The organism is Actinomadura kijaniata, from assembly GCF_014138665.1.
GTDB classification, from domain to species: Bacteria; Actinomycetota; Actinomycetes; order Streptosporangiales; family Streptosporangiaceae; genus Spirillospora; species Spirillospora kijaniata.
Window position 1 is genome coordinate 53,839 of record NZ_JACJIA010000024.1, and the last position, 17,286, is coordinate 71,124.

At 69.1% G+C, this 17,286-nt stretch carries 18 protein-coding genes; 13 read left to right on the plus strand and 5 right to left on the minus strand.

Going from position 1 to position 17,286, the window contains the following annotated elements; all coding sequences use genetic code 11:
- Positions 1-503: 503 nt before the first annotated feature.
- Entirely contained in the window at positions 504-1,415 is a 912-nt protein-coding gene (locus HNR61_RS45150; protein ID WP_182849307.1) for a hypothetical protein, read from the minus strand.
- Positions 1,416-2,057: 642 nt separating this feature from the next.
- Between HNR61_RS45150 and HNR61_RS45155 the strand changes: the two genes are divergently transcribed.
- Together HNR61_RS45155 and HNR61_RS45160 are read left to right on the plus strand one after the other, a co-directional pair.
- Positions 2,058-2,270, plus strand: a complete 213-nt coding sequence (locus HNR61_RS45155; RefSeq protein WP_182849308.1) for a hypothetical protein — start codon at positions 2,058-2,060, stop codon at positions 2,268-2,270.
- 268 nt (positions 2,271-2,538) lie between these two features.
- Positions 2,539-3,438, plus strand: coding sequence for a transposase (locus tag HNR61_RS45160; protein WP_182849309.1), 900 nt, complete (start codon positions 2,539-2,541; stop codon positions 3,436-3,438).
- A 27-nt stretch (positions 3,439-3,465) separates the two neighbouring features.
- On the opposite strand, the gene HNR61_RS45165 is transcribed toward HNR61_RS45160, so the two are convergent.
- Complete coding sequence (locus HNR61_RS45165; protein WP_182849310.1) at positions 3,466-3,714, minus strand: hypothetical protein; 249 nt, start codon at positions 3,712-3,714, stop codon at positions 3,466-3,468.
- Between the two features lie 243 nt (positions 3,715-3,957).
- Between HNR61_RS45165 and HNR61_RS45170 the strand changes: the two genes are divergently transcribed.
- The 6 genes from HNR61_RS45170 (at position 3,958) to HNR61_RS45190 (ending at position 10,850) form a co-directional block, all read left to right on the plus strand.
- Positions 3,958-5,550, plus strand: a complete 1,593-nt coding sequence (locus tag HNR61_RS45170; protein ID WP_182849311.1) for an outer membrane protein assembly factor BamB family protein — start codon at positions 3,958-3,960, stop codon at positions 5,548-5,550.
- Positions 5,551-5,931: 381 nt separating this feature from the next.
- Positions 5,932-6,477 (plus strand): hypothetical protein, encoded by a 546-nt coding sequence (locus HNR61_RS45175; protein WP_182849312.1) that lies wholly within the window; start codon positions 5,932-5,934, stop codon positions 6,475-6,477.
- 44 nt (positions 6,478-6,521) lie between these two features.
- Positions 6,522-7,085, plus strand: coding sequence for a hypothetical protein (locus tag HNR61_RS45180; RefSeq protein ID WP_182849313.1), 564 nt, complete (start codon positions 6,522-6,524; stop codon positions 7,083-7,085).
- A 421-nt stretch (positions 7,086-7,506) separates the two neighbouring features.
- Entirely contained in the window at positions 7,507-7,752 is a 246-nt protein-coding gene (locus HNR61_RS45185) for a hypothetical protein (RefSeq protein ID WP_182849314.1), read from the plus strand.
- Between the two features lie 177 nt (positions 7,753-7,929).
- Complete coding sequence (locus HNR61_RS48935) at positions 7,930-8,880, plus strand: DUF4158 domain-containing protein (protein ID WP_246445105.1); 951 nt, start codon at positions 7,930-7,932, stop codon at positions 8,878-8,880.
- Positions 8,877-10,850, plus strand: coding sequence for a Tn3 family transposase (locus HNR61_RS45190; protein ID WP_246445108.1), 1,974 nt, complete (start codon positions 8,877-8,879; stop codon positions 10,848-10,850). The genes HNR61_RS48935 and HNR61_RS45190 overlap by 4 nt, the downstream gene beginning before the upstream one ends.
- Positions 10,851-10,900: 50 nt before the next feature.
- On the opposite strand, the gene HNR61_RS45195 is transcribed toward HNR61_RS45190, so the two are convergent.
- From HNR61_RS45195 to HNR61_RS45205, 3 genes are all read right to left on the minus strand, one after another.
- On the minus strand, positions 10,901-11,563 hold the full coding sequence (locus HNR61_RS45195) for a recombinase family protein (protein ID WP_182849315.1): 663 nt from the start codon (positions 11,561-11,563) through the stop codon (positions 10,901-10,903).
- Positions 11,564-11,578: 15 nt separating this feature from the next.
- Positions 11,579-12,097: a hypothetical protein gene (locus HNR61_RS45200; protein ID WP_182849316.1), complete on the minus strand. Its 519-nt coding sequence runs from the start codon at positions 12,095-12,097 to the stop codon at positions 11,579-11,581.
- Between the two features lie 260 nt (positions 12,098-12,357).
- Positions 12,358-13,302, minus strand: coding sequence for an AraC family transcriptional regulator (locus HNR61_RS45205; RefSeq protein ID WP_182849317.1), 945 nt, complete (start codon positions 13,300-13,302; stop codon positions 12,358-12,360).
- Positions 13,303-13,445: 143 nt separating this feature from the next.
- Here HNR61_RS45205 and HNR61_RS45210 point away from each other — a divergent pair, with 143 nt between their 5' ends.
- The 5 genes from HNR61_RS45210 (at position 13,446) to HNR61_RS45230 (ending at position 17,134) form a co-directional block, all read left to right on the plus strand.
- Positions 13,446-14,504 (plus strand): saccharopine dehydrogenase family protein, encoded by a 1,059-nt coding sequence (locus tag HNR61_RS45210; RefSeq protein ID WP_182849318.1) that lies wholly within the window; start codon positions 13,446-13,448, stop codon positions 14,502-14,504.
- Positions 14,505-14,700: 196 nt separating this feature from the next.
- Positions 14,701-14,871, plus strand: coding sequence for a hypothetical protein (locus HNR61_RS45215; RefSeq protein WP_182849319.1), 171 nt, complete (start codon positions 14,701-14,703; stop codon positions 14,869-14,871).
- Between the two features lie 66 nt (positions 14,872-14,937).
- Entirely contained in the window at positions 14,938-15,534 is a 597-nt protein-coding gene (locus HNR61_RS45220) for a hypothetical protein (protein ID WP_182849320.1), read from the plus strand.
- A gap of 164 nt (positions 15,535-15,698) precedes the next feature.
- Positions 15,699-16,418 carry an ABC transporter ATP-binding protein gene (locus HNR61_RS45225; protein ID WP_182849321.1) on the plus strand — a complete coding sequence of 240 codons (720 nt, stop codon included), beginning with the start codon at positions 15,699-15,701 and terminating at the stop codon, positions 16,416-16,418.
- On the plus strand, positions 16,415-17,134 hold the full coding sequence (locus tag HNR61_RS45230; protein WP_182849322.1) for an ABC transporter permease: 720 nt from the start codon (positions 16,415-16,417) through the stop codon (positions 17,132-17,134). The genes HNR61_RS45225 and HNR61_RS45230 overlap by 4 nt, the downstream gene beginning before the upstream one ends.
- Positions 17,135-17,286 lie beyond the last annotated feature (152 nt).

A 17,286-nucleotide genomic window follows, 5' to 3' on the forward strand; every position in this document is an offset into this window, starting at 1 on the left:
ACGACTTCAGCCACCATGACCACCGGTCCTCGATTCTGCCGCAGTGCATCGCGGATTTGCTACGGTTGGAACTAACCAGACATTCGCCTCCACAAACACCCGCACCATCAGGCCGACCAGACACGACAAATACCGAGGCAGAAAGTACGCCCCTCAGCGAGCCACGTCACAGGTAGTAGACGCCGACATGCGTCCTCTCGTAGCAGTTGGCGAGAGCTCGTTCGGACACCTAAGGGGCCGCTTGTGTGAGCACGGTGTGAGCTGTGGTGCGAACAGGGACAACGCCGCAGGGTGTGAATAGATCGCTTCTCGCACATCGCAGGCGTTACTGCGATTCCGAAAGGGAGCAGTAGGTTCTCAGTCCCAGCTCACTTGGCCAGCGATTTCGTTCTATGCCTGTTGTGCGCACGGCCAGACTGGCAGTTTGTGACATGCTTGCCAGGCGTGCCGAGCGTGGAGTGCTGATGGGCAAGTTCGTCTCGCATGTCAGAGGTTCTGTAGTCCTATTGGACGGATGGGGCACCGGCGTACAGCTCCACGCGGAGGTCGTCTTCCTCATGCAGCACGTAGGTGGGATGCTGGTCGGGATGCCAGCCAACGGGTAGCAAGTAGTAACGCCCGTCTCGGACGGCGAGTAGCCGCAGCCCTTCGTACCGGTACCGGTACCGAGAGTCGCCAGTGGGTAGCGGCACCGGCTTGACACCGGCGTTTTCGCTGAACCCAAGCCGCTTCTCGCTATAGACGACGACAGCGGTACGCCGCTGCAGGTCTGAGGCGAAGTCACGGGCAGCGTCCTCGCCGAGTCGCTGGGCGCGCAGCGAGGTCGCCCACAAAACGCACAACGCTGCCAGGAACAGTGCCGCCGCGAACGCCAGCCGTCCGGTCCGGTCGCCGCGTACCGGCCAAGCGGCCAGCAGCGGACCGGTCCCGAGCAGCACCGCGATCAGCTCGGTGGGGATCGCGACGTGGTGGGCGAGGACGTACAGGCAGAACCCGGCGGCGGTAAGCGCCAGTCCCGCTCCCCGCTTCAGCTTGACCGACGGCGGGTTGAGCCGCGTGTGGGCCCGTCTCCACCATTCGAACCGGGTGGCCCACGTTGACAGCCCGCGGCCGAACGTCATCAGCACGAGCAGCACCGCGGTGATGAGGATCGCGAACGGCGACAGCAGTCGGAGTCCGCGAACGGCGAGTTCGGCCACGCTCAGGCCCAGCCCCGTTGTGCTGACGTGGAAGTGGTTGTAGTAGGAGCCGATATAGGCCGACCCCATGTAGAACAGAGCGGCCAGTGCCAGTGAGACCAGCCCCGCCAGCTCGACGATCGGTCTGGCTGGACCGGGCGCAGGTTGTCCAGGGGCGGGGTGGCCAGGGGCGGCCGTTTCCGGCCCGTTGTCCTCACCCCGCTGTGCGGCGTTCACGGTGGTGAGGGCGTTGGTGTCGGAGGATCCATTGTTGGGTCGGGGTCGGTGGTGGTGGGGGATGGCGTCGAATCTGGGGGCGTGACGCTGTGCGTGGGACTCCGCGACGGTGTCGGCGGGCAATAGGGCGGGACCTCACCCCCACGACGGCCTGGGCAATCGCGCTGGGTCGGCGACGTGTTCCCTCCCGAAGACGGGTGCGTGCTGGAAGGGGAGGACGGCGTGTGCGGAAGCGTCCCACAGGCCGAGGAGGTAGTAGCCGCGACGGTCAGGGCCACAGCGAGGGTGGAAAACCCGTTCCAGAGCTGCACAACCGCGTATCGGGTGACGCCTCATCGTTGTTACCCCGCCGGTGTTTGAACAGGAAGCCACAGGTGCAGTTGATGGGCGTCCCAAACTGGGCTCAGTTCACCGAGCGGTACGAGCAACAGGCTTCGCCTCTGGAACTGCGAATGAAGTGCCGCTGGCCGAACTGGGCGGATGAGTCCCTGAGGACGTACTGCACCCGAATCGTTGTCCGCCCTCGGGCAGCGAAGACACCTCGCTGAGCTGTGCGGATGGTCCACTGGGAACGAGCCGCACCCAGCCGAGATAGGTGCAGTACGTCACCTGGGTGTTTCAGCCGCCCAGGAGGCGAAGGTCGTGTTGCATCTGCTCGCGCCACCGTTGCTGCCGATCCATGACAGCGACCATGCGGCGCCGCACGGCGGCTACCGCCTTGCGCGGGTCGTGACCGTGGTAAGTGCCGAGCGTGTCGGTCAGGGCCTCAAAAGCACCCAGCACGATCAACGTCGACGCGCAGACGGTCTCTCCGTCCGCAAGTACGGCGAGCTCGCCATCGGCGCCGATGCCTGAGGCCTGCTGCAGCGACCACAAGGTTCAGAACGGCGCAGCCCGGTGCCCAGGATGAGGTGGACAATCGCACGGTCGCGTAGCGGCCGGGCGTGGCGGTGCACCGCGGGCGGGTTGGCGTCACCGCGGTGGCGACGGCCGGTGAGCCGGTGGAAGCTCTCCATCCGGTCCAGGACGTTCTTCACTGTCCGCACCTGACCGTCGGCTAGATCGTTGATGGGAAATTGCTGAACCGGGTGCGGGCATGGGGAAGGGCGCCCATGGTCGGTGTGTGAAAACAAACCTGGACGCCCTTCTGACCGCACTCTACGTCCACCTGGACGACCGCGTCCTGCCCTTGCGGCAACCACTGCCCCGGCGGGGCCGTCGGCCGACCCTGACCGACGCCGAGTTGGTCTGTGTCGCGGTCGCCCAGGTCCTGCTGCGCTGCGATGAGGAACGACGCTGGTTGCGGATCGCGCCGGCCCGGATCGGGCACCTGTTCCCCCGGCTGCCGTGTCAGGCCCAGTACAACCGGCACCTGCGCCAGCTGGGGCCGGTGTGGGTGGCGGTGGCCTGCTGGCTGGCTCGGGCCACCCCCACCTGGCACGAGCGGTTGCGGCTGATGGATGGCACCCCGGTACGCTGCGGCGCCTCCCGCGTCACGGTCCACCGCTCAGCCCTGGGCGAGATCGCCGGTTACGGCCACGACACCTCGCACCACGCCTTCTGGGGCGCCAAGCTGATGCTGATCACCACCGCCGAGGGCACCGTGACGGCGTTCAGCCTGGCCCACCCCAAAGAACTGGACGAACGCAAGCAATCCTTGCACCTGCTGCACGTGCGACCGCCTGCCGAGGGGCCGTGCCCGATCGTGTGCGACAAGGGCTTTGCCGGTGCCGGCATCGAGGCGGCCGCGGCCCGGCTGGGCTATGTGCTGATCCGCCCGCGCCGTCACGACGAACCTCAGCCCGCCCCTGGACAGGTGGTCCCGTCTTGGTTGCGGCAGCGCATCGAGGCGGTCATCTGGACGTGGAAGAACCAACTGGGTCTGGAACGCCACCAGGCCCGCACCACCGACGGTTTGTGGGCCCGCATCAGCCAACGCATCGTGGCGCTCAACGCCGCCATCTGGCACAACTGGCTGATCGACGCACCGGTCAAACGCTCTCTGATCGCCTACGACCACTGACCAGCCACAACATTTCCCATCAACGATCTAGGTGTGGTTGCGGGGCGGGGTGTTCCGCCAGCCGATGACGGCGGTGACGGTGATGCCGATCAGGCTGACCAGGACGCCGGCGCGGTCGGCCGGGGCCCACCACACCGCGGCCAGCACGATCGCGGCGGCCAGGACCACCACCGCGACCCACCGTCGCCGGACGGGGTGGCGGCCCGGGGCCGGGCGCGCGGGCGACGGGGGTGCGGTCTGGGGCCGGGGGGCGGGGGTGGAGTCGTGGTGGTTCATGGTCGGGTGCTCCTTGGTTTCCGACGCGCCGGGGGTCGGGTCCCACGCCTGACGGGGATGTCGGGGCGCTCAACCAGCACAGCCCGCGGGCCGGGCTGTCCAGCAGAGGCCGGGACGGTCCCGGGCCGGTCCGGTCCAACACCTGGCCGCCATCGGACGTCCGGGGCCGCACCGGGACGTTCGCCGGGCTGTCCGCCTTAGAGTCGGACACGCTCGGACAACCGCCACGGCGAACGGGGACCGGTGGACCATCCGCCCAACATCCAGGATCTGCAGGACAGGCTCGGCCAGGTGACCACCCGCCAGGAGCTGGCGGTGCTGGTGAAACAGGTGTACGTGCGGGCCGACAGCCCGCCGCTGCGCGAGCTGGACCAGCGCACCGCCCAGCACCAGGTCCGGTTGTCCCGGTCGACGGTGTCGGACATGCTGGCTGGGCGACGGCTGCCGCGCAAAGCGGTGCTGCTGGCGTTCCTGCGCGAATGCGGCCTGGGCCACGCCCAGACGGTCCTGTGGGCGCAGGCCTGGGAGAGGATCGCCGCCCACAGCGGTCGCCCGGCCGGCGATGCCACCGAGCTGCAGCAGCTACGCGCGCAGCTGACCGAGCAGCACCGGAACCTGGACCAGCGCCTGGCCCAGGTGGAACAGCGCCTGCAGCAGGCCGAGGAACGCGCCGATCAGGCGCAGGCACAGCTGGCTGAAGCGAGCCGACGCTTCGAGCAGCAACTGGCCCAGGTACAGCGTCGGCTGCAGGGGGTGGACAGTCCCCCTGCCAGAGTGGGCGCCACGGCGGTGGCGATGTTCCGCGGCGGCCCCGACCACCGCGGTGCCTATCGTCTGAAGACCGCCCCTCCTACTGGATGGGATCCCTGGATCGCCCACACCAATGGCTTGGTGCACTCCTCACCGACGGTGGCCCACAGCCTGGTCTATGTCGGCAGCCACGACGGGCACCTGTACGCGGTCGACGCCCTCACCGGCCACGTGCGCTGGCAGACCAAGACCGGCGACGCGGTGCATTCCTCACCGGCGGTGGCCGACGGCCTGGTCTACGTCGGCAGCAACGACGGGCACCTGTACGGCTTGGACGCCCTCACCGGCGACGTGCGGTGGAAGGCCAAGACCGGAGGAGCGGTGGGCTCTTCGCCGGCGGTGGCCGACGGCCTGGTCTATGTCGGCAGCGACGACGGGCACCTGTACGCCGTCGATGCCGCCGTCGGTCGCGTGCGGTGGAAGACCAAGACCGACGGCATGGTGTCCTCCTCACCGGCAGTGGTCGACGGCACCGTCTACGTTGGATCCTTCGACCGAAAGCTGTACGCCCTGGACGCCGCCACCGGCCAGATACGCTGGCAGACCCCCACCACCGGCCTGATGCGCTCCTCCCCGGCGGTGGCGGACGACACCGTCTACGTCGGCGTCCACAAGCACCTGTGCGCCCTGGACGCCACCACCGGCCAGGTGCGGTGGCAGACTCCGACCGGCGGCCCGGTGGATTCCTCGCCAGCAGTGGCCGGCAGCACCGTCTACGTCGGCAGCCACGACCGGCACCTGTACGCCCTGGACGCCGCCACCGGCCAGGTGCGGTGGCAGACTCCGACCGGCGGCCCGGTGTTCTCCTCGCCGGCGGTGACTGGCAGCACCGTCTACGTCGGCAGCGGCAACGAGCATCTGTACGCCCTGGACGCCCTCACCGGCGAGGTGCGGTGGAAGGCCAAGACCGGTGGGGCGGTGCACTCCTCGCCGGCGGTGGCCGGCGGCACCGTCTACGTCGGCAGCGGCGATGGACTCCTGTATGCCCTGGACGCCGCCACCGGCCGGATGGGGGTGACCTTGTGACCCAGTCCTGATAAGAGCCGCCGGTAGACGGCGTCCTCCTCCCGAACGTGGCCCCGGCCGTCACGTAGTCGAGAGTGACGGACTGCTTGACGTAACACCCAGAGCCCACCACCGCCGAGTGCGCGCGGCCACCGGGCGGCCTGTACCGCGCGTGACCGCGCCATGCGCCCGTTCTCGTGATCGCTCCGTGACCGACAACGGCGGCGCAGCGCGGATCTTCGTTCCTGCACTCCTCATGCCCCGCCTCGTCGCAGCGGTGCGCCACCATCAGGTCGGTAATGGTGTCCGGTGTTGGCCGGTGAGCCCCCCCGAAGCCATGGCATTATCGAGGCTTTCCATTGGCACGAAACCAACGCGCAGGTTTCAAAGGAGCTCCCCGCCATGACTCGCACTGGTTTCCGTCTTCGCCTAGCCGTCGGGCTGGTGGCGTTCACCGCCACCACGGGCCTGGCCGGATGCGGATCGGACAAGGAGGACGCCGCGGCCGAACGCGAGTCGCCATCGGCCAAAGCAGCGACCTCGACATCAGCACCGGCGTCGCCGACACCGACACCGACTCCCCAAGCGGCGGACGGAACGAATCTGCGTGCCTGCAAGGACGGCACCTGCGAGGTGAAAGTAACGCGTCCGGTCCGCATTCAGACCGACGTGCGGAAACTCAAGGTCAGCGCGATCAAGGTGACATCGCTCAAAGGAGAAGAGATCTCCTTCGAGGTCGTCCTTCCCTCATCGGGCGAGTTCGATCTGAACTGCGATGGTGACCCGCGCTGCCAGACCATGATCGTCGGTCCCGCGTTCGGCTCTCCCGGGAAAGCGAACATCACCGCGCACCCCGGCGCTCAGGTCCTGGCCAACGGGATCACCATCCAGGTGGTGACGGCGGCCAAGGGGGCGGCCATCCTGCGCATGAAGCCCCGGAAGCCCTAGTCCAACCCCGCCAGGCCCTCATTCCGAAAGGGCGGTCCGGACCAATGAGATTCATATTCGCGGCGTTCACGGAAGCGTCGTCCAAGCGAGAGCGTGGCCAGTCCAGCGCGGGCCTGCCGACGGCAGTTCTTTCCAAGCAGGCCATCTCGGTGGCCAGTGCGCTGGTCGCCGTGCTGACAGTGGCGGGCTGTTCCGGCTCGGACGTCCCGTCGGCGTCCTCGTCCGCTTCGCCGACTTCGACAGCGCGCGCCGCGACCACAGCCGCTTCCCCGTCCCCCCGGAACACCTCGGCGTTCTGCCTGAACCTGTCGACCATCAAGGTCGGTGTCGTGATCTTCCGCAGCGATGTCTCCAAGGCGATCGAAGGCCAGCCGCTGGACTTCGCCGAGTTGCGCAGGAAGGCCACGCTCATCAAGGCATACAGCAGGGGGATGAGGGAGAGCGCACCACCGGACATCGCCAAGCAATTCGATACGGTCCTCGACGCGGTCGCCACCTCGGCGCGCGCACTCAAGGAGGGTGGCAGCACACGAGCCGTGGTCGAGCCCCTGTTTGGGAAACGCAACCGGGCGGCATTCGACGCTGTGCAGAAGTACGAGTGCCGCTGACTTACTACCCGATCCCGCTGTGGCCCGCGAAACTACCCTGACTGGTGGCACGCGGACAACGAATCCGGAGGTCCGCCCCTGACTGCGGCTGTCGCTAACGGTCGTGGCATAGCCGCAAGTTCCGGCCTGTCTGGGCAGGTCACGATGCGTGCGTAAGGTGCGGCGGCCGGACCGGTTTCGGTCCGGGCACGGCGGGATTTGTCGGGCCCGGCCCGCAGTAGCGCCACACGCGCGCGCCGGGGCCGGCGGCGGGCCGGGCGGCGGGTCGGGCTCGGTCCGAACGGCCGGGCGGGGAGCGCCCGAGCCGGGGGCTCGTGATTGGGGCTGTGCGGGCGTAGCGTGGACGAGGTAGGGCGTTGGGCCTGGTCAGGGGCACTGTGGCGTCCAGGCTCCAACGCCGTCTGCGACACGGGGGGCTGTCATGAACATCAACCGGAAGGTCGCGCTGCTGGCAGGCGCGGCGGTGGTCGGGCTGGGCCCGGCGATCCTGGCCGCAAGCGGAGCCGCCGTCACCGCCCACACCGGCTACAACCAGGCCCACGACACCGGCGTCCTCGCCCAGTCCTGGCGACCACGTCCGCTTCCGCCGACCTCACCCCGTGGACTCGGTAGGTCCGGGGTGGAGCGCCCCGACCAGGCGCGCACCCCGCGCACCGGCCCTAGATAACCGGGGAGGGCCCTCCGCTCCCGAACGTGTCCCCAGCCGCCAGGTAGCTGGCTGAGAGGTCACGGTTGCGGTTCGTGGCCGTCACGAGTCGGGCGTACCTGGGCGTAGGGCATGTTCCTCGTTTGATCTTGTTGCCCTGTTCTTGGGTGGGTCGGTCGGGCGAAGGGGGCGGTGGGGATGCGGCGGGAGTGGGAGCCGGAGGAGCTGATCGCGGCGTGGACGCTGCTGGACGGCGACTGGGAGTTGGTGGGGAAGAAGACGGGGGCGACGCGTCTGGGCTTTGATCTGTTGCTGAAGTTCTTCGAGTTGGAGGGCAGGTTCCCGCGGCATTCGGGTGAGCTGCCCAAGGCCGCTGTCGACTATGTGGCGGGGCACGTCAAGGCCGATCCGGGGTTGCTGGCCGAGTACGACTGGTCGGGGCGGTCGATCGAGCGGCATCGGGCGCAGGTGCGGCAGGCGTTGGGGTTTCGGGAGTCGACCCGGGCCGATGAGGACGTGCTGGCCGAGTGGGTGGCGGACAAGATGTGCCCGATGGTGTTCACCGACGAGGGGCTGCGGTCGGCGCTGCTGGCGCGCTGCCGGAGTCTGAAGATCGAGCCGCCGGGGCGGGTGGACCGGATCGCGGGAGCGGGCCGGGCGCGGTTCGAGCGGGAGTTCTGCCTGCATGTGCTGAACGGGTTGTCGGCGGACTCGGCGCGGTCGTTGTGGGAGCTGGCCACGGGCGAGGACGGGTTCCTGCTGGAGTTGAAGTCCGACCCGGGACGGCTGGGGCTGGAGACGCTGCTGGAGGAGATCGTCAAGCTCCGCCGGGCCAAGGCGATCGGGCTTGCGACGGACCTTTTCGGTGGGTATTCGGATCGGCTGGTGGCCTCCTGGCGGGCGCGGGCGATGGCCTCGCATTCCTCGGACCTAGCGGCGAACCAGCCGCCGGTCCGGTTGGCGCTGGTGGCCACCCTGGCCTGGTCGCGGACAACGGAGATCACCGATGCGCTGGTCGATCTGTTCATCGGCTTGGTGTCGAAGATCAACACGCGGGCGGTGCGGAAGGTCGAGAAGGCGATCGAGGCCGAGGCCAGGAAGGTGCACCGCAAGACCGAGAAGCTGTTCTCGATTGCCGAGGCGTCATGATGAAGCCGGAGGGCACGGTCCGCCAGGTGGTGTTCCCGGCGGTGCCGGGCGGGGAGGGCACGCTGCGGGCGCTGGTGGCCGAGGCGAAGGCCGACGCCAAGGCATACAAGGACCGGGTCCGGACGGTGCTGACCAGCTCGTACACCAGCTACTACCGGCGGATGCTGCCCAAGCTGCTGGCCGCGATCGAGTTCAAGTGCAACAACACCGCCTACCGGCCGGTGATGGACGCCCTGGACCTGCTTCAGCGCTACGCCGACATCCCTAACACCACCCGCCACTACGACGTCTCGGAGAACATCCCGATCAAGGGCGTGGTCCCGGACGGCTGGCTGGAGGCGGTCGTCGACGCCGACGGCATCATCGAGCGGGCCTCCTACGAGCTGTGCGCGATCGTGTCGCTGAAGGACGCGCTGCGCCGCCGCGAGATCTACGTCGCCGACGCCCGGCGCTGGCGCAACCCCGAGGAGGATCTGCCGACCGACTTCGAGGAGAACCGGGACGTCCACTACGAGACCCTGCGTCAGCCTCTGGACGCCGGGGTGTTCATCGAGACGTTGAAGGAGGCGATGCGCGCAGCGATGGCCGCGTGCGGTGAGGCGGTCCGCAAGAACGCCTCCGGTGGCACCAGGGTCAAGACGCATCGTGGCGAGCCGCGCTGGCACATCCCCGACCTGGGCAAGCAGGTGGTGCCGGAGAACCTGCGGGCGCTGCACACCGAGGTCGCGGCCCGCTGGGGGATCATCGACCTGATGGACTTCCTGAAGGAGTCGGACTTCGTCACCGACTTCACCGACGCGTTCACGACGGTTGCGACCCGCGAGGCTACCCCGCGCGAGGTGATCCGCAAGCGGCTGCTGCTGGTCCTGTACGCGCTGGGCACCAACGTGGGGGTCAAGCGGGTCGCCGATGGCGGCCGCCACGGTGAGAGTGAGGCCGCGCTGCGCGCCACCAGGCACCTGTTCGTCAACCGCGACAACCTGCGCAACGCGATCTCGACCCTGGTCAACGCCACCTTGAAGATGCGGGATCCGCTGTGGTGGGGCAACGGCACCGCGTGCGCGTCCGATTCCAAGAAGTTCGGGTCCTGGTCGTCGAACCTGATGACCGAGTACCACGCCCGGTACGGCGGCCCTGGCGTCATGATCTACTGGCACGTGGACCGCAAATCGGTGTGCGTCTACTCCCAGCTGCGGTCCTGCAACGCCTCCGAGGTCGCCGCGATGATGGAGGGCGTGCTGCGGCACTGCACCGACGCCAGCATCGACCGCCAGTACACCGACAGCCATGGCCAGTCCCTGCCGGGGTTCGCCTTCGCTCATCTGCTGGGGTTCAAGCTGCTGCCACGGATCAAGAGGATCGCCCACCAGAAGCTGGTGAAGGCCGACCCGGACGACCAGGTCCCGTCCTGCCTGACCGGCATGGTGGCCGACAAGCCGATCGACTGGGAGATCATCGCCCAGCAGTACGACCAGATGGTCAAGTACGCCACCGCCCTGCGGCTGGGCACCGCCGAGGCCGAGCAGGTGCTGCGCCGCTTCACCCGCGGCGGCCCCAAGCACCCCACCTACAAGGCCATCGAGGAACTCGGCAAGGCGGTCAAGAGCGTGTTCGTTGCCGAGTACGTCGCCTCCGAGGCCCTGCGCCGCGAGATCCACGAGGGCCTTCAGGTCGTGGAGAACTGGAACTCGGCCAACACCGACCTGTTCTACGGCAGCGCCGGCACCATCCCCGGCAGCGACAAGGAGCACCAAGAGGTGTCCATGCTCTGCCTGCACCTGCTCCAGTCCGCCCTGGTGTTCATCAACACCCTGCTCGTCCAGTCCGTCCTGAAGGACCCCGCCTGGCAGCAGAAGATGACCGACGCCGACAAACGCGGCCTGTCCCCGCTGTTCTGGTCCAACGCCAACCTCTACGGCACCATCGACATCGACATGGGGCGCCGCCTCGACCTGGGCCTTACCGCCTGACCATCAGAGCCAGGCCACTCGACCAGGTCACCGCGTCGGTGTCCGCTCCATCATCCCGACCGAGCGGGCGGGACACTCTGGTCGGGGAGCAGGCCGCTCAGCGCGGTGCGCACGGCCACCCGGCTCACTCCGTGCCTGCGGGCCAGGGCGGCGATGGAGACGCCCTCGTCGCGGAAGGCGGCGCGGACGTCCGCGAGCTGGTCGCCGGTCAGGGCCGGCGGGCGGCCCCGGTATCGGCCTTCGGCTTCGGCAGCCGCGACCCCCTCGTCGGTCAACTCGTTCTGTAGATCTCGCTGGAACTGACCGACGGCGGTAATGACGTTGATGAGCAGGTCGGTGGTTGCGTCCTTGGCTGCGAGGTCGGCGAAGTTCGACAGGGGCCCGGACAGGACGCGCAGAGCGACGCCGCGGGCCAGGCACCAGGCCCGCACCTGGTGCATGTCGACCAGGTCCCGGCACAGGCGGAACAGCTCCGAGACCGTCACGGTGTCGCCTGGATTGGCAGCGGTGGCCACCTTGGCGAACGCGGGCCGCTCCAGCGCAGGGATCTTCGAGGTCATCGCCGGGTCCTCGAACAGCAGCACGCCCTCGGCCGGCCGGAACCCCTCGGCAACGCCCTCGGTCCGCACCAGCAGCCCGGCCTCGGTCAGGATGTGCCGCTGCCGGAGCAGGGACTGGGTCGCGGTCGACGACCGGGAGTACACGATCTGCACGGTGCTCCTTGGCCGTCAGCCGATGAGGTCGGTGGTGCGGCGGAAGGCGGTGGCGGCGGCCTCCAGGTCAGCCCGAGTCCTGTTCCAGGCGGCGGTCTCCTCCTGGTCCATGTCGACCCAGCCCTGGTCACCGAACTCGCGGGCGAACGCGGCCAGATGTTCGGCGGTCTCGCCCAGCTTGTCCAGGACGGTCCCGACGCTCATCCCCCCGCTGGGGCCGCTGCGGAACCGGTAGAGCAGCAGCGGGAGGTCGGCGGCCGCGGTGGCCATGGCGGTGGCCTGCCGCTCGATCTCCTTATTGATGTTGGTCAGGCTCGCGCGCCATCCGCTGTCGATCAGCTCCACGGCCGGGAAGAGCCCGGCATTGATCCCCGCCTCCAGGTAGTTGCGAGCAGTGGGCAGCCCAGCCTCCCGGTCCTCGTCGGTCAGCTCCTCCCATGTCGGGAGGTGGAAGCAGTCGTGGGCGAACTGCTGGCGGGCCTTGGCCAGGGCCAGCACGCGCGGGTCGTCGAGCGGGATCTTCGGCAGCGGCACGGCGCTCTCCTCCAGAAGGGTTCGGACCCCCACTCTGATGTCGCCAAACCATGTCGTCGATTAGAACGCGAATCTGGCACTCAGAGACGGCCATTCGTCCACTGATGTCCGATTTTCGGGGTGTCGTCGAAAGGATGTCGGGAAACCTTCTAATCCCGACAGGCTGCCCTGCGCGGGTTCGGCTGCACGGAGACGAGGTGGGGCGCAGGACTCGGGGTGCCGTTACCAACGTGTCCCAGGCCGCCAAAGCTTCAAGATCGCTACGCGGGTGTTGTGCTCCGGCCGGCGTGGTTCCGGTAAGTGCCGGGCGGTGATCCGTACTGGCGTTTGAAGGCGTGGGCGAAGGTGTACTGCGAGCTGTAGCCGACCTGTCGGGCGATCGTGTTGACGGGGGCGTCGGAGGTGCGCAAGAGCCGGGCGGCGGTGGTCATCCGCCACCATGTCAGGTAGGTGAGCGGTGGTTGGCCGACCAGATGGGTGAACCGCCGGGCGAAGGCGGCGCGGGACAGGCGTGCCTGTGCGCCCAACTCCTCGACGGTCCATTGCCGGCCGGGGTCTTGGTGGATGGCGCGCAGGGCGGCGGCGACGGCGGGATCATGGAGGGCCGCCGCCCAGCCGGTGGCGGAGTGGCCGGAGGTGCGCTGTTGTTCGAACCACGCGCGCAGGATGTAGAGCAGGAGGAGATCCAGCAGGGTGAGCAGGATGGTGTCGGAGCCTGGGCGGGCGTTACCGGCCAGTTCCACGCCGAGGAGTTCGACCGCAGCGCTGAGTTCCCTGTGGCGCCCTACCCGCGTCGGTAGGTGGATGACCTCGGGCAGGTCGTTCAGCAGCGGATGCGGTGCGGAGCCGTCCAGAAGGTAGGCGCCGCAGAGCATCACCACCGTCGGCGGCCGGTCGGCTGAGGTGTCGCCGTCGCGGCCATCATGGACTCCGGTGAGCGTTGCGGGCGGCTCGCTCACCGGGGTGGACGGGTCGTCGGCCAGACCGTGTGCGGATCCGCGCGGCAGGAACGCCACGTCGCCCGGCCCGAGCGCGACCGGCTCACCCTGCGACGGGAGAAGCCAGCACGTTCCCTGCAGAACGATGTGGAACCCGGCGGAGGCCACCGGCGGGAACCGCTGGGCGAAGGGGGCGGACCTGGCCACCCGGCCCGAGTGGGGTCGACCGGTACGCGCCGCACTCACCACATCAGACAAAACATCCACGCAGCAAGCGTAACCAACCACGGCCTACGCAAAGACGATGACGCAAACGCTTGAGCGGATCACGCATTCAAACATCTCGTGTCGGCGCCTTACCGTGCTGATGGGCTGAGCGAACGCGCAGCCCACCATCGTGAGGAGACGACGTGAAGATCGCCGTTTATGGCGCGAGTGGGTACCAGGGAAAGCTCGTGCTCGCCGAACTGGCACGACGCGGCATCGAGACGGTCCTGGCCGGACGCAATTCCGCGCGCCTGCAGGAGGCCGCCGCGGCGGTCGGCCTTCCCGACGCGCAACGACGCGTGGCCGACACCAGCAACCATGAGGCGCTGGTGAGCGCGTTGCGCGGCTGCGACGGCGTCATCAACTGCGCCGGACCGTTCACCTCGTCGGGTGAGGCCGTGGTCCGCACCGCGATCGCCGTCGGCTGTCACTACGTCGATACCTCGGGCGAGCAACTCTACGTCAAGAAGATCTTCGACACCTTCGCCACGGAGGCGGAGAACGCCGGGGTCACCGTCGTACCCGCCGCCAACGACGGCTGCGTCCCGGTGGACCTCATGGCCCACATCCTGGCCGACCGCCTCGACCCGGTCGAAGAGATCATCACCACCCACGTGGTCCTCGGCGGCGGCGGCATGTCACGCGGCTCGCTGCGCTCGGTGGTCGAAACGATCGACGCCATCAAGGCGGGAGGCCTGACCTACCACGACGGCGACTGGCACCCCGGCATGCCCGCCCGCCACACCGCGATCACGCTGCCCGGACAGTCGGAGGCGACCCCGGTGATGGCCTTCCCCGTGCCAGAGGTGGTGACCATTCCCCGCCACATCCGCGTCCGGCATGTCCAGGGCCTGACCGAGGCGGCGCTGGGCGACCAGTTGAACACCCCACTCACACCGCAGATCATCGAGAACCTGCCCGAAGGACCCGATGAGGACAGCCGCCGCACCCAGCACTTCACCTACGTGCTCGACGCCACCGGCACCGACGGCCGCCGCGCCCGCGGCATCGTTCAGGGCCCCGACACCTACGGCACGACCGCGGTGATCGCCGTCGAAAGCGTCCGCCGTCTCATCGCCGACCCGGCCAAGCCGGGAGTACTCGCACCCGCCCAGGCCTACCCCCCAGCCACCTTCCTCGACTTCCTCATCCCGCACGGCATCCAGCGGACCATCGAGGACACGGCGCCAACCTGCCAATGAGCCCTCTCCGGTAACTATCAGCCACGGTGTGATCGTCTGGGCCTGATCGGCGGACCCGATCAGGCCCAGCTCATTACCGTCCCTCGTCGGGCGAGCCCCCGAAGACCGTGGATCAGCTACCTGGCGGCTGGGGACACGTTCGGGAGCGGAGGGCCTGGACCCGCGTCCGATCGGCGAGGCGCGCGACTCCTCCCTGGTGGCGATCGCGCTGCGCGAGGACTCGGCGCTGGTCACCGGCCGCAAACGCGGCGGCAAGACCAATCTGTTGGACGTGCTCACCCTGCAGGTGGCCCGTTGCCGCGACGCGCTGAGCTGGCACATCGACATGAACGGCGGCGGCATGTCCCAGATCTGGCTGAACGCCTGACTGGAGGGGCGCATCGACCGGCCGCCGCTGGACTGGTGCGCCGCCACCCCTGAGGAGGCACTGCTGATGACCGTCGTGGCGCTGGCCATCGCCAGGGACCGCAAGACCTCCTACCGGCACCTGAAGGTCGCGGCGAACGCCAAGCTGTTGCCGGTCAGCCGCGACCTACCCGAGATCGTCATCTCCATCGATGAGGCCGCCGAGGTGCTGTCGCCGACCAACCGCGACCCGCTCACCCGGCAGGTCCGCGACAACCTGCAGGAGATCCAGCGGATCGCGGGCAACGAGGCGGTCAACGTCATCGTCTCCAGCCTGCGACCGACCTCGGACATGATCGCCCCGCAGATCCTCAAGCAGAGCGCCGTGCGGATCGCCCTGCACGGCCTGGACGACGCCGACCTGGGCCACATGTACGGCTGGAACCGCGGCATCAGCGCCGAGGACCTGCCGACCAAGGGATGCGCGTTCGTCGGTAAGGACACCGACCTGATCGCCGCCAAGGCATGGTTCCTGGAACCCCGCCAGATCCAGGACGCCGCGATCATGGCCCGCCGCGAGCGTGGAGAATCCATCCGCGCCATCGCCGCCGGAGTCAAAGTCTCCGTCGGCGTCGTCCACAAAACCCTGGCCGAGGCCCGGCCAGACGCACAGCAGGGCCAGTAGCCCGCCGCTCAAGACCCGGTCGTCACCCTTGGCCTGGGCCGTCGGCGGCATCGGCCGCAAGCCTTGACGGAGACCGCCCCCAACGAAAGTCATGCCGTGGTCGGAGAACGGGTTTCGACCGTGGTCGGATGACTGGGAGCTGCGGACGCCCGAGGCTGGGCGCCATGACATCACAGCGGAAGGCCACCCCGGCGATCAGGGTCGAGGGGCTGACGAAACGGTATGGCCGGCGCACGGTGGTCGACGATCTGACGTTCACGGTCAGGCCGGGCGCGGTGACGGGCTTTTTCGGCCCGAACGGCGCGGGCAAGACCACGGCGCTGAAGGCGGTCGTGGGACTGGCACGGCCGTCGGCGGGCACGGTGTCGGTCCTGGGAGCGCCGGCGGGCTCGGTGGCGCCGGACGCGCGCCGGCTCGGCGTCCACATCGAGCCGTGTGGCGCGCACCCCGGCCGATCGGCCCGCGCGCATCTGCGGGCGTTGACGCTGTCGGCGGGGCTGCCGCGCCACCGTGTCGAGGAGGTCTTGGAGGTCGCCGAGTTGACGAGGGCGGCGGGCCGCCGGGTCGGCGCTTTCTCGCTGGGAATGCGGCAGCGGCTCGGGCTCGCCGCCGCGCTGCTGGGTGACCCGGAGGTCCTGGTGCTGGACGAGCCGGCCAACGGGCTGGACCCGCAGGGGATCCGCTGGCTCCGGAGGATGCTGCGGGATCGGGCGGCCAGGGGCGGCACGGTGCTGCTGTCCAGCCACCTGCTCGCGGAGGCCGCGCAGACGGTCGACGACGTGGTGGTCATCGACCGTGGCAGGCTGGTGCACCAAGGACCGATCAGTGAGGTGGAGTCGCTGGAGGACGTGTTCCTCGAGCTGACCGGAGGGTTGGAACGATGATCGGCCTGCTTCGAGGGGAACTGCTCAAGTCGCTGACGACCCGTGCCGTGTGGGGATTCGCGGCCGGGGGGATGGCCTTCGCCGCCCTGAACGCGGTGCTCGTCGCCGTGGCGTCGGGAACGCTCGACGAGGTGGCGGAGAAGAAGGAGGCGCTGTCGGGGCTCCCGGTCCTCCTACTGCTGTGGGGACTGATCGGCGCGGCGGGTGAGTACCGCCACCGGACCGCCGCGCCCACGGCGCTGGTGGCCCGGCGCGGGCGCGGAACCGTCCTGGCAGTGCGGATCGCGGCGTACGCGCTGACCGGTCTCGCGCTGGCGCTGCTGATCAATGCCGTCGCGGTCGGCGTGGCGCTGCCGCTGCTGGCCGACCAGCCCGGCCCGGACCTGACGTCCGGCCAGGTGGCCGAGGTCGTGGCGGGCAACGTCTCGGCGTTCGTGCTGGCGACGGTGCTCGGAGCGGCGCTCGGTGCGCTGATCCGCAACCCGGTCGTCGGCGCGGTGGTCTTGCTGATCCTGGCCCTGGTGGTGCAGCCCCTGGTCAGCGGAGCGTGGGAGCGGGAGGCGAACCTCTCGCCGTTCGGCGCGGCGGGCGTCATGACGGGCGGGACCCACAACACGACACTCACGGTCGCGCAGGCCGGGGCGGTGTTCGCGCTCTGGACGGTGCTGGTGGCGCTGGTCGCGGTCGGGTGCGAACGACGGCGTGACCTGGCGTGAACGTCGCGGAGAAGATCCGGGCGGGGGGGGGGCGGGGGGGCCCCCCCCCCCCCGGGGGGGTGGCCCCCCCCCCCCCCCCCGGGGGGCGCCCGGGGGGGGGGGGGGGGGGGTTTCACCGCCGCCCCCCCCCCCCCCCCCCCGCCCTAGGCGGG